General features: G+C 45.2%; 13 protein-coding genes and 1 tRNA gene. 11 read left to right on the top strand and 3 right to left on the bottom strand.

Features of this window, described 5'->3' with window-relative positions; all coding sequences use genetic code 11:
* Nucleotides 1-498: 498 nt before the first annotated feature.
* A tRNA-Thr gene (locus B5G33_RS01150) sits at nt 499-571 on the bottom strand.
* Between the two features lie 224 nt (nt 572-795).
* Here B5G33_RS01150 and B5G33_RS01145 point away from each other — a divergent pair.
* From B5G33_RS01145 to yqeC, 4 genes are read left to right on the top strand one after another with little or no spacing between them, the layout of a single operon-like run.
* Complete coding sequence (locus B5G33_RS01145) at nt 796-1,038, top strand: DUF3343 domain-containing protein (RefSeq protein ID WP_087416446.1); 243 nt, start codon at nt 796-798, stop codon at nt 1,036-1,038.
* An 18-nt stretch (nt 1,039-1,056) separates the two neighbouring features.
* Nucleotides 1,057-1,674 (top strand): sulfurtransferase-like selenium metabolism protein YedF, encoded by a 618-nt coding sequence (gene yedF, locus B5G33_RS01140; protein ID WP_087416445.1) that lies wholly within the window; start codon nt 1,057-1,059, stop codon nt 1,672-1,674.
* Nucleotides 1,675-1,693: 19 nt separating this feature from the next.
* Nucleotides 1,694-2,509: a selenium-dependent molybdenum cofactor biosynthesis protein YqeB gene (gene yqeB / locus B5G33_RS01135; RefSeq protein WP_087416444.1), complete on the top strand. Its 816-nt coding sequence runs from the start codon at nt 1,694-1,696 to the stop codon at nt 2,507-2,509.
* Entirely contained in the window at nt 2,506-3,816 is a 1,311-nt protein-coding gene (gene yqeC / locus B5G33_RS01130; RefSeq protein ID WP_087416443.1) for a selenium cofactor biosynthesis protein YqeC, read from the top strand. Before yqeB ends, yqeC begins: the two co-directional genes overlap by 4 nt.
* 38 nt (nt 3,817-3,854) lie before the next feature.
* Here yqeC and B5G33_RS01125 read toward each other — a convergent pair whose 3' ends face one another.
* Nucleotides 3,855-4,334, bottom strand: coding sequence for an S-ribosylhomocysteine lyase (locus B5G33_RS01125; protein ID WP_087267659.1), 480 nt, complete (start codon nt 4,332-4,334; stop codon nt 3,855-3,857).
* Nucleotides 4,335-4,531: 197 nt separating this feature from the next.
* On the opposite strand from B5G33_RS01125, the gene B5G33_RS01120 reads away from it, so the two are divergent.
* The 7 genes from B5G33_RS01120 to B5G33_RS01090 all read left to right on the top strand — a co-directional run bounded on the left by B5G33_RS01120 (nt 4,532) and on the right by B5G33_RS01090 (nt 11,421).
* Nucleotides 4,532-5,287 (top strand): class I SAM-dependent methyltransferase, encoded by a 756-nt coding sequence (locus tag B5G33_RS01120; protein WP_087416442.1) that lies wholly within the window; start codon nt 4,532-4,534, stop codon nt 5,285-5,287.
* 75 nt (nt 5,288-5,362) lie between these two features.
* On the top strand, nt 5,363-6,367 hold the full coding sequence (gene trpS / locus B5G33_RS01115; protein ID WP_087267287.1) for a tryptophan--tRNA ligase: 1,005 nt from the start codon (nt 5,363-5,365) through the stop codon (nt 6,365-6,367).
* 18 nt (nt 6,368-6,385) lie between these two features.
* Entirely contained in the window at nt 6,386-6,880 is a 495-nt protein-coding gene (locus B5G33_RS01110; RefSeq protein WP_087267290.1) for a heme-degrading domain-containing protein, read from the top strand.
* A gap of 362 nt (nt 6,881-7,242) precedes the next feature.
* Nucleotides 7,243-7,710 (top strand): hypothetical protein, encoded by a 468-nt coding sequence (locus tag B5G33_RS01105; RefSeq protein WP_087416441.1) that lies wholly within the window; start codon nt 7,243-7,245, stop codon nt 7,708-7,710.
* A gap of 149 nt (nt 7,711-7,859) precedes the next feature.
* The gene (locus tag B5G33_RS01100) at nt 7,860-8,609 is read left to right on the top strand and encodes an ABC transporter ATP-binding protein (protein WP_087416440.1); all 750 of its coding nucleotides are present in this window, start codon (nt 7,860-7,862) and stop codon (nt 8,607-8,609) included.
* Nucleotides 8,584-10,176 carry an efflux RND transporter periplasmic adaptor subunit gene (locus tag B5G33_RS01095; protein WP_087416439.1) on the top strand — a complete coding sequence of 531 codons (1,593 nt, stop codon included), beginning with the start codon at nt 8,584-8,586 and terminating at the stop codon, nt 10,174-10,176. The genes B5G33_RS01100 and B5G33_RS01095 overlap by 26 nt, the downstream gene beginning before the upstream one ends.
* An 18-nt stretch (nt 10,177-10,194) precedes the next feature.
* A complete protein-coding gene (locus tag B5G33_RS01090; protein WP_087267302.1) occupies nt 10,195-11,421 on the top strand; it encodes an ABC transporter permease in 1,227 nt (408 codons plus the stop codon).
* A 26-nt stretch (nt 11,422-11,447) separates the two neighbouring features.
* Here B5G33_RS01090 and B5G33_RS01085 read toward each other — a convergent pair whose 3' ends face one another.
* Complete coding sequence (locus B5G33_RS01085) at nt 11,448-12,341, bottom strand: RluA family pseudouridine synthase (RefSeq protein WP_087267305.1); 894 nt, start codon at nt 12,339-12,341, stop codon at nt 11,448-11,450.
* Between the last annotated feature and the right edge of the window lie 4 nt (nt 12,342-12,345).

Genomic DNA, 12,345 nt, shown 5'->3' with positions numbered 1-12,345 from the left:
GAATGGTGAAAAGGTTCCTATAGAGCAATGGAAAACGGAAGCTCTATGGGAACCTTTTTGGGGATGATTTTGATATGTTAAAGGAAAATATTCTTCTTGGGGAAGGACATATACCTTTTAAATCCTGAGATTTTCATGTTCTACAGTTCCGGTACGGTTGAAAAGTGCATTTTCCCGGCTAGAACCGTAATTTTTAGTGGCCTAGTACGGATAAAATATGGATTTTGTCAGATAGAACCGTACTATTTAGTGCCCTGGTACGGTTGAAAATTGTATTTTTGAGGCTAGAACCGTATTTTTAAGGAGTCTGGTACGGATAAAATTTGAGTTTTTGGATATATAACCGTTTTTGAGAGGTAAAATTACGGTCCAAAATAAGAGTTTCGTTGATGCAACCGTTCTTGAGCCATTAAAATACGGACGAATACGTCAATTTCCTTATCTTTTGGTATTCCAATAGATGAAAAAAGAACCCTTGGAAATCCAAGGGTTCTTTAGAGCTGCCTAGCGGACTTGAACCGCCGACCTCCGCCTTACCAAGGCGACGCTCTACCGACTGAGCCAAGGCAGCAAACTGTGCTGTTGCGTATCACAGTTATGTATTCTACCAAAAAGAGATATCTCTGTCAACATATTTTTTTATTTTTTTGAAAAATTGTAACTATTCAGCCAGATGCCTTTGGATGGAAAAAACCAGTTTTTCTCTTTTTTCGATTCTATCATAAAACTTGATTTTTGTCCCGGTTTTGTTATGATAGTAAAAGAAAAAATAGTACCTGATTTTGGGAGAAATATATGAGAGAAAAAAAAGAGAAGCTGGTGGTTTCTTTTCTGACGACCACCCAGGCTATGGCAGCAGAGAAATACTGTCAGAGCAATCAGATACCGGGGAGATTGATTCCCCTTCCCAGTGAGATTTCTGCAGAATGCGGCATTGCCTGGTGCACGGGACTGGAAGAGGAGGAGCGGATCCGTCAGGTAATCCAGGACGGAGGGATCCAGGCCAAAGGAATCCACCGGGTATATCTCTATGAGTAAACGAAAAGGAGAAAATTTATGGAAAAAAGAGTGGATGCTATGGGCATGACCTGTCCGAAGCCAGTGATACTTGCAAAGAAAGAAATGGATAAAAGCCAGGCAGGAGATGTGGTTTTTGTCCAGGTAGATAATGAAGTAGCTACAGAGAATCTGCGGAAACTGGCCAATTCCCAGGAAGCAGATTATGAAATGACAAAACTGGGGGACAAACATTATGAGGTGAAGATCACGGTGAAAAAAGCGGGAACTTCCCAGGAAGAGAAAGAGCCGGAGTATATTTCCTGTGTACCTCAGGGACAAAAGAATACAGTAGTGGTGATTTCTTCCGATAAAATGGGAGAGGGAGACCCGGAATTGGGACAGATTCTGATCAAAGGTTTTATCTATTCTCTGACTCAGCTGGAGAAGCTGCCGGATACAGTTCTCTTTTATAATAAAGGGGCATTCCTGACCTGTGAAGGCTCTCCGGTCCTGGAGGATCTGAAAACTCTGGAAAAAGAAGGAACAAAAATCTGTACCTGCGGCACCTGTCTTGATTTTTATAAGATGAAGGATAAGCTGGCAGTGGGAACCATTGTGAACATGTACGTGATCGTGGAGACTCAGGCCAAGGCGGATCTGATCATAAAACCTTAAGTGACAAGAGGAGAGACTTATGAAGCCTATTATTGTAAGAGGAGGGGGCGATCTGGCCACTGCCACCATACACAGACTCTGTAAAAGCGGCTATCCGGTGATTATCCTGGAATGTGAGCGTCCTTCTGCTATCCGGCGTCTGGTGGCCTTTTGTCAGGCTGTTTATGAGGGAACCATGGAAGTAGAGGGACTGACCTGCAGTCGGGCAGAATGTTTTGAGGAGGCTCTGGAGCAGGTGGCATGGAACCGGCCCCAGCTTATCGTAGACCCACAGGGAAAATGCCTTGAAAAGTATTATCCGGATATCCTCATAGATGGAATCATGGCGAAAAAAAATCTGGGGACCAGGAGAGATATGTCAGAGCTGACCATAGCCTTGGGACCTGGATTTACTGCTGGAGAAGACGTGGATTATGTGATAGAGACCAAGAGAGGCCATTATCTGGGAAGGATCATCGGCCAGGGAGGGGCAATCCCTAATACAGGAGTACCTGGAGTGATCGGCGGCTATGGAAAAGAAAGAGTGATCCATTCCCCCTGTCAGGGAATCTTTCACCAGGAAAAAGAGATTGGAGACTGGGTAGAAAGGGGCAGCCGGATCGGCTGGATAGAAAGAGAGGGAGAACCTGCTTCTGTCTATACTGAGATTTCAGGGGTCCTGCGGGGGATTATCCAGGAGGGCTATCCTGTGACGGAACATTTTAAGATTGCAGACGTAGATCCCAGAAAAGAATCCCAGGCTCACTGCGCACTGATATCAGATAAAGCCAGATGTATCGCAGGAAGTGTTCTGGAACTGGTCAGCGCCTATGAGAAGGGTGTACTGGAAAGATGAAACTGGATGAAATCATGGAAAAACTGGGAACAGGGTCAAAAACGGCGGTTTCCTTTGTAGGAGCTGGGGGAAAAACCTCCTGTATACTGGAACTGGCGGACCAGTGGGCTGCCCAGGGAAAAAAAGTGTTGGTCACTACCACTGTCCATATGGAGCACCCAAAACTTCTGGGGAGAACGGGCCTTATTGACCAGCCTGGAGAAAAGGTCAGGGAAGCTCTGGAGACTCCAGGTGTGGTAATCGCCGGAACCAGCAGTGAAACTCCGGAAAAAATCAAAGGACTTACAGAAGAAGATTACAGACAGGTAAGGGAACAGGCTCAGGCCATACTCACAGAGGCTGACGGTTCCAGAAAATTTCCGGTTAAAGTCCCGGGAAAAGGTGAACCGGTGCTTAGAGAGGATACTACGCATATCTTAATTCTGGCGGGAGCTTCTGCTCTTGGGAGGCCTCTGGAGGAGGTCTGCCACAGACTGAAATTTGCAGAGAAAATCCTTGGCTCACAAAGCTGGATTCTGACTTCGGAACTTCTGGGAAGGCTGCTGGAAAAGGGTTATGTGGAACCTTTAAAAAAACAATATCCGGGAAGAAAAATTGCAGTGATCTTGAATCAGCAGGATCTTTTGGATGAGCCGGAAAGAGTGAAAGAGAAAATAGAAACTCAGATGTCAGTGCCGGTGTTTCTTCATTCCAGAGAAGAAAGAGAGAAATGTATCCATATGATCCTTCTGGCAGCAGGCTTTTCCAGAAGATTCGGGGAGAATAAACTGCTGTATCCGGTAAAAGGAAAGCCCATGTACCTGTGGACTATGGAAAAGTTAGAAGAACTCCAGAAAGAAGGCTTCGCCCATTCGCTGGTGCTGGTCAGCCAGTATGAAGAGATCCTGAAAGAAGCCAGGAGACAGGGACTCACTGCCGTAGAAAATCCGCACAGTGAAAGGGGGATTTCCTCTTCTCTTCAGATTGGCCTGAAGGCCAGCAAAAGATTTAGCTGTCAGGGCAGAGAAGCTTATTATATGTTTTTTGTGGCAGACCAGCCTTTCCTTCAGAAAAAGACTATTGGAGATTTTCTGGAGGCGTTCCTGAAAAGCGGGAAAAAGATTGGCTGTATGTCTTACCAGAAGACGCCGGGAAATCCGGTGATCTTTCATGAGAGCTTTGTGCCGGAACTGATGGAACTCCAGGGAGATACAGGAGGAAAAAGAGTTCTCAAAAGGCATATGGAAGAAGTATTTTTTTATGAAATCGAAAATCTCGGCGAATTAGAAGACTGGGATATGAAAAAAGATACCGGTACAGAGAAGTAAATGCCTCTGTACCGGTACTGTAGTTTATGATATATTTTTTATTCCGGATATACCAGCCGGTCCTCAGAAATATCTGTGAGAACCTCGTCCAGATATTTTTTGGCCAGGTAATTTGCCATCCCCAGGTTCATGTCCAGATAGTTGCCGCAGTCTTTCGGAGAGGCGCCGGGAACTTCATCTTTAAAATCCCGGATAAAGATAAACATTTCTTTTATCAGCTCTACGATATCCCTGGATTCGTAGTCTCCTGCCAGCAGGAGATAAAAGCCGGTACGGCAGCCCATGGGGCCGAAGTAAACAGTTTTAGAGCCGAAAACCGGATGATTCCTTAAGAAAGTAGCGCCCAGATGTTCAATGGTATGAACTTCTGCAGTATTCATAACAGGCTCGTCATTTGGTGAGGTCATACGCAGGTCGAAAGTGGTGATAGTTTCTGTTCCCACATGGTCTTTTCTGGATACATAAACACCTGGTTTCAGTTTGATATGGTCAATGGTGAAGCTTGCGATTTTTTCCATTTTTTCAGTCCTTTCTAGGTAATTAATAATAGGCATAAAGGGTGTTTCTGCCATACCTTTATTATAGACGCTGGAAAGTGGAATGTCAAAGTATAACCCCTTAGGGGGCTTGTGAGATAAAAGAAATCCATGGTATACTTCCTTCCAGAATAATTAGCATAAATCAAGAACTTAAATACAGGGAAGGAAACAAAAATATGGAATTGCTGAATCAGATAGAAGAATATTGGACAAAAAGAGCGGAGGGATATTCCCAGGTAAATCAGGAAGAACTGGCCACCCGCCAAAGGCAGGTCTGGCTGGAAAATCTGAGAGAACATCTTCCTGGTAAGAAACCAGAAGAAACAAAAATCCTGGACATCGGTACAGGACCGGGGTTTTTTGCCATTATCCTGGCCCAGGCTGGTTATCAGGTAACGGCTGTGGACTATACAGAGGAAATGCTGAAAGAAGCCCGGCATAATGCGGGAAATCTGGCTGAAAAAATCCAGTGGATGCAGATGGATGCCCAGAACCTGGAGTTTCCGGACCAGACTTTTGATGCAGTAGTATCCCGAAATCTTACCTGGAATCTGGAGAATCCCACCAGAGCTTATGAGGAATGGCTGAGAGTATTGAAAAAAGGCGGAAAGCTTCTGAACTATGACGCTAACTGGTATCACCACCTTTTTGATGAGAAAAAACGGAGAGAATATGAGGAGGACCGAAAGAGAGTGGAAGCTCTTCATATGGAGGATCATTATACCTGCACAGATATCGATGCCATGGAGGATATTGCCAGAAAAGTGCCTTTAAGCCAGATAAACCGTCCTCTTTGGGACAAAGAGCTTCTGGAGAAACTGGCATGTGCAAAAGTAGAAGTGGAAGAAGATGTGTGGGAGAAAGTCTGGAGCAGGGAAGAAAGAGCAAATTATTATTCTACGCCTATGTTTCTGGTGGAAGGAGAGAAATAAAACTACAGTTGCTGACGGTCAGGAAACGTGTTAAAATATTTTCTAAGGAAAACGTAGCAGTGGAGGACATAAGTTATGATCAATGATAAAAAGGTTTTATTCAGCGGCATGCAGGCTACAGGAAATCTGACTTTGGGAAATTACCTTGGGGCTCTGAAAAACTGGGTAAAATTAAGTGATGATTATGAATGTTTTTACAGCGTGGTGGATATGCATTCGATTACGGTCCGCCAGGATCCGGCGACGCTTAGAAAAAGAGCAAGGGCGCTGCTGACTCTGTATATTGCGGCAGGACTGGATCCTAAGAAAAACTGTATTTATTACCAGTCTCATGTATCCGGCCATGCAGAGCTGGCCTGGATCCTGGACTGTTTTACCTATATGGGGGAGCTGAACCGTATGACCCAGTTCAAAGACAAGGCTGCGAAGCATGCGGATAATATCAATGCAGGACTTTTCACCTATCCGGTACTTATGGCGGCAGATATTCTTCTGTACCAGGCAGATGTGGTGCCGGTGGGGATTGACCAGATGCAGCATCTGGAACTGACCAGAAATATTGCCATTCGTTTTAATAATATTTACGGTGACGTATTTACTGTGCCGGAAGCTTATATCGGCAAGGTAGGAGCCAAGATCATGAGTCTTCAGGATCCCTCCAAAAAGATGTCAAAATCCGATGAGAATCCTAACGGAAGCATCTATCTTATGGATGATCCGGATACCATTATGAGAAAATGCAAGCGTGCGGTAACAGATTCAGAAGCCTGCATTGCCTACAGAGAGGAGCAGCCGGGGCTGAAAAATCTCATCGATATTTATTGTGCATGCCTTGGAAAAACTCCTGACGAAGCAGTAAAAGAATTTGAAGGAAAAGGCTACGGCGAGCTGAAAATGGCTGTAGGAGAGGCAGTAGTCAGTGTCCTGAAGCCTCTTCAGGACGAGGTTGCCCGCCTGGAAAAGGACAAGGCTTATATTGATTCTATTATTAAAGAGAACGCAGAAAAAGCCCAGTATTTTGCAAATAAAACACTGAGAAAGGTTCAGCGCAAGGTTGGTTTCCCGGACAGGATCCGGTAACATCAGGAGGTGTTTCATATGACCATCGAAGAAGTAATCACGGTTTTGGCAATGCAGGAGGAAATTCTCCAGTTTGGACATTTCACCAATGAGGACGCATGGGCTTTGGGAAATATTATTGTGGCAGAGGCCAGAAAAAGAGGTCTGGATACGGCTGTGGAGATTCGCCTGAACAACGGATATACCGTATTCAAATATGCCGGAAACAGCACAAACCTGAATAATGAGTCCTGGATGACGAAGATGTACAATACAGTACGGAGAATGGAAAAGAGTACCATGCTTCTCTACAGCGAGATGAAGAAATCAGAGGAGACTTTGGAAGACATCGGTCTGAACACCAGGGAATATTCCTGTATGGGCGGAGGCTTTCCCATACGTATAGAGGAGGTAGGAGTCATCGGCGTGATCCTGGTTTCAAATCAGAACCATTTCGTAAATCATGACATTATTGTGAGAGCTGTAAGCAGATATCTCCATGTAGATGAAGTACCAAGGATACGGGCCTTATAAGAAAAAGGAACTGTTGCATTAAACATATGTCAGAAATATTTATACATTTTATGCGAATTTGTCGAGCATAGCTTTGAGACCATGGGCTCAATGTGGCGCAGACTGAGCAAGAAAATGTATAAATATTTTCGATTTTGATTAATGCGACAGTTCCTTTTTCCTTTCTATAGAATAAAAATTATAAAATATTTAAAAATAAACGGTTACCTTAGAGGTATTGAATAGATATTTATGAAAGGTATTTTACAATAGGCCGATTTTCCTGTATTTTAGGATAGTTATCGAAAATTTCTGTAAAATAAATTGACTTTTCTCTCCAAGGATTATACAATGAGGAAAATCAATAGAGAGGGGAGAATGTAATGAAAGAAAAAGCACCTGGAAAAACATTGCTGAAGGTAGTGGGGATCATTATGGTGGTCTTTGGGGTCCTGTCATTTCTGACGAACCTTGTTAACTTTGCCATGCTTGGCACAATCGGAGAAGGAGAGATGGGAGAACTTTTTGAGCAGACCATTACCGCTTCCGGGATCACTGTAGAAGCATATCAAATGAGTGTGTACATTACCGCAGCCGGGTCACTTCTCAATACAGTGATCGGGATCATCGGAATTGTTAACTGCAATAAGATACAGAAAGCAGGGATATGCTTTGTCTGCGGCATTATTCTGATCCTGTGGCAGCTGGGAAATGATGCATACTCCGCAATTTCCGCAGGAGTCAATGTAGTGAGTATTATTTCTATGATAGCTGGTCTGATCCTGCCGCTGCTGTACTTCTGGGGTGCACTGAAAAACCGTCAGGCAATGCTGGACGGCAAAGCCCAGTAACCAGTAATAAAGGAAAATCTGAAAACAGAGGGTTTATTTTAGAAAAGAAAGGGACAGGACGAGACAGAAAAGAATATTCTGTTTTGTTCTGTTCTTCCTGATTTTGGGAGAGTTTTGGCAAAATCAGCATATGGAGAAAGGAAAAGCCTATGGAACATTTAATTAAAGTTGAAGACTTATGTAAAATTTACAATCCAGGGGAAAATGAAGTAAGAGCATTGGATCACATTAATCTGGAAATCGATGAGGGGGAATTTGTGGCTATCATCGGCCAGTCTGGCTCTGGAAAATCTACTTTCATGAACATGCTGGGATGTCTGGATGTGCCTACTTCAGGTAAATACTACCTTAACGGTACAGATGTGTCTACAATGACGGATAATCAGCTGTCTGAAATCAGGAACCGGGAAATTGGATTTATTTTTCAAGGATTTAACCTGATCCCCAACCTGACGGCAGAGGAAAATGTGGAGCTGCCTCTGATCTACAGGGGAATGGATAAGAAGAGCAGAAGAAAGCTGGCCAGAGAATCCCTGGCAATGGTGGGACTGGAAAACAGAATGACCCACAAACCTTCGGAAATGTCAGGAGGCCAGCAGCAGCGTGTAGCTATTGCCAGGGCTATTGCGGCAAAGCCTCCGGTAATATTAGCCGATGAGCCTACGGGAAATCTGGATTCAGCTTCCAGTAAAGAAATCCTGGGGATTTTGAGAAAGCTCCATGCAGGAGGAAGAACAGTTATCCTGATTACCCACGATGACGGGATTGCTTCCCAGGCAAAACGGGTAGTACGTATTATGGATGGAAAAATAGAGACGGATATGCTCAATCCGGAATATGAAGAGACAGAATATGAAAAGACGGAGGAGAATCATGAAGAAGGGAATATGGAAGAGTAAAAACGGTATTATGCTCATTACTCTGGGAATTGTGGCGGTTGCTATTATTATCATTGGGGTGATCGGTGTCAGGGGACAGGGGAATGAAAGTGTTCCCACAGTAGAGACTATTGCGGTGACAAAAGGAAATGTGACACAGGAAGTAGAGGCATCCGGAAATGTGGAAAGTGAACAGAAAAAGACCTTTTTTTCTCCTATAAACGGAGAAATCCAGACTATGCCTGTGGAAACAGGAGATACTGTGGAAGCGGGACAGGCCATTATCGGCTTTAATCTGGAAAACCTGGAAAGTGAGAACCAGAAGGCAGAATTAAATGTGAGGTCCGGCCAGCTTCAGCTTGAGGATGCCCAGCAGCAGGCAGCCGACGCGGCGTCAAAGCAGGCAGAAGCTCAGGCCAGGATTCCGGAGCTGGAAAACCAGATAGAAGAAAAACAAAACCAGATTGCCAGTCTTCAGCAGCAGATAACAGATGCCCAGTCACAGGCTGCGGCAGATGCCCAGGCAGCAGCTCAGCAGGCCGCCCAGGAGGCACAGCAGGCTTATGAAGCTGCATTGGCCCAGGCAGACCAGGAATATCAGCAGGCAAAAGAAGAATATGATACGGTTACACTGCCGGAATATCAAAAGAAACTGGAAGAACTGCAGCAGAAGATGAATGAAGAAAATGCGCCTGCTTCTGCACAGTCAGATTATGAATATGCACTGAACAACCCGCCGGCAGAGCCAGTCAAGAGAGAAGTGAATCCTGCAGACTATACAGCAGGAACAGGAAGCGATACTGCTTCTGTTCCAGATACTTCAGATCTTCAATATCAGCTGGAGACTGCTTCATCAGAGCTGGCTCAGCTTCAGTCAGAACTGGCCTCTCAGGAGGCTGTAGCCGAGGCAGATACAGGAAGTCTTACGCCTGCCGCTCAGGAGCAGATGGTGATTTCCAACAATCTGGCTGAGCTGGAGGCAAAGAATATCCAGGAACTTATTGAAGAAGGAAGAAAAGGTATTCAGGCAGAGTTCAGGGGCGTTATATCTGATGCCCAGGTGACTCAGGGTTCAACTGTGACCCAGGGTATGGAGTTGTTTACACTCCAGAGTACAGAACAGGTTTGTGTAGAGGCCAATATTTCTAAGTATGATTTTGATAAGGTAAAAGAAGGCCAGAAAGCGGTTATCACTCTTGGAGATTCCGAATATCAGGGAACGGTGGAGAAGATCAGCAGGATCGCAATTCCAAATGAACAGGGAACTGCCCTTATTGGCGTGACCATACATATTGATAACCCCGACGACAATATCTTTATCGGTGTAGAGGCTCAAGCCAGTATCCAGGCAGCTCAGGCAAAAGATGTGCCTCTCCTGCCCGTAGAGGCCGTAAATATCGGAAAAGACGGTTCCTTCTGCTATGTGGTGGAAGATGGAAAAATTACTGAAAAAGCCATAGAGACAGGTGTTACCTCAGATTCCTATGTAGAGATTACAAAAGGATTGGAAGCAGGAGACCAGGTAATCCGTGATATCGGCAATCATGAGGTAGGAGACAGCGTTGCAGCAGTAGAAGCTGCTGAGTAAAAGAACAGGAGTAGAGATATGGCTGAATATGTAAAAATGGCTGTGCAGAATATTCTGGCGAACAAAGGCCGCTCTTTCCTTACCATGCTGGGAATTATCATTGGCATTGCTTCTGTAATTGCCATTGTCTCTATTGGAGAGGGTACCAGGAACCAGATGAATTCGGAGATTGACGGCGTGGGAAGCGGACAGATTTATATTTACTGCAGTGAAGATGCCATGAACGAAGGCGCATATATTACACCAGAGGATCTGGAAGCTATCCGGGGAGTGGAAGGCGTGGAAGGAGTTACTATCAGTATGGGCCTGTCAGGGCAGACTGTGACAGGAAAGGGCGAGTTCGACGTAAGCCTGTCCCTGGAGACACAGGATGCAGCTTTGATTAATAACACGCTGATGAAACGGGGAGCTTACTTCCGTGAATCTGATGTGGCAGAAGCCAGAAATGTTTGTGTGATTTCTGATACAGATGCCAAAAGGCTTTTCGGTTCTGATGATGTAGTGGGAATGGATATTGAGGTTCAGTCTTCAGATCTGACAAAATCTTACCGGATCGTAGGTGTCAGCACTCAGAGAGAAAATGGTACCTTTGTTACTTATACTTATGAAGGGATGCCGGTAAGTCTGTCGATTCCTTACACAGCGGCACAGGATTATCTGGGAGATGATCTGGAGAATTTTACCAATATTTATATCCAGGCAGACAAAAACCTGGACTCCCAGGAGGTTTCAGATAGAGTGGTGCGCCTGCTGGAGCAGCGTCATCAGGCGTCTGGAGAAGACTATTATCAGATACAGAGTTTCCAGGATGTGGTAAGTATGCTGAACGACATGATGGGAATGATCACGGCCTTTATCTCTTTTGTGGCAGGGATTTCCCTGCTGGTAGGCGGTATTGGCGTTATGAATATCATGTTGGTTTCTGTAACGGAAAGGACCAGAGAAATCGGCATAAGAAAGGCCCTGGGGGCAAAAACCTCCTCTATCATGCTCCAGTTTTTAGCGGAATCCGCTATACTGACGGTAATCGGAGGCATCATGGGGATCCTTACTGGAATTGCAGGAGGCTATGGGCTGTGCTTTCTTATGAGTGCAGGACAGGAAATGACCATCACGCCGGGAATCAGTGTGAGTACGGTGCTGATCGCAACTCTTTTTTCCTGTGCAGTGGGAATCTTTTTCGGAATCTATCCTGCCAGAAAAGCGGCGGCGTTAAGTCCCATAGAGGCCTTGAGACGGAATTAAAAAAGATATGGCAGAGCTTCCCTTCTTTAAAAGGAGGGAAACAGCTCTGCCATATCTTTTGGAAGAGGCGATTGAAAATAAAGCTCTTCATTGGTTACAGGGTGGCGAAACTCCAGAGAATAGGAGTGGAGAGCCACTCTTTTTATTTTGGAATACTCCGGGTTATACAGATAATCTCCCAGAAGGGGCGTTCCCAGATACTTCATGTGGACCCGTATCTGGTGGGTGCGGCCTGTTTCCAGGGAAAAGCGGATAAGAGAACTGTCCTTTTCGGTACAGAGAGTCTTGTAATGAGTTACGGCTTCTTCACCATGCTGAAAGTCTACGCAGCGGAGGATAGCAGAATCTTTTTCTCTGGCAATGGGAGCAGCTACAGTACCTTCTGGGGGCTGGGGAATGCCCTGGGCAGCACCCAGGTAGGTCCGGTGGATTTCTCTTTTTTTCATCTGGGAAGACAGTACAGAAGCGCTGTAAGCATTCTTTCCCAGGATCAGAAGTCCTGTAGTATCCCGGTCCAGACGGTTGATGCACCGGAATACAAAAGGCTCTCCTTTTTGCTGAAAATACCAGGCAATTCCGTTGGCCAGAGTATTTTCATAATTATGGAGAGATGGGTGCACCGGGGTGTCCGCAGGTTTATTTACCACCAGGATATCCTGGTCCTCATAGAGGATATCCAGCTCCATAGGGACAGGAGGGATCTTTTCAGAGGATTCGGTCTCTGATAAATGGATAGTGACCAGATCTCCTGCTTGTAGAACTGTTCTTACATAGGCCCACTGGCCGTTTACCTGAATACCCATGGGGGTCTTTTTTAAATGAATGATGATCTGTCTGGAAAAGCCCCTGGCTCTGAGGTATTCTCCCAGAGTGCAGGGGAGCTCGTCCGGCCTCACTGTAAATTCAAAAATACGTTCCATTTAG

The organism is Blautia sp. An81, assembly GCF_002161285.1.
GTDB lineage: Bacteria > Bacillota > Clostridia > Lachnospirales > Lachnospiraceae > Blautia > Blautia ornithocaccae.
Note: the sequence above shows the minus strand (reverse complement) of the source record. Positions and strands in the feature narration are given on the sequence as shown.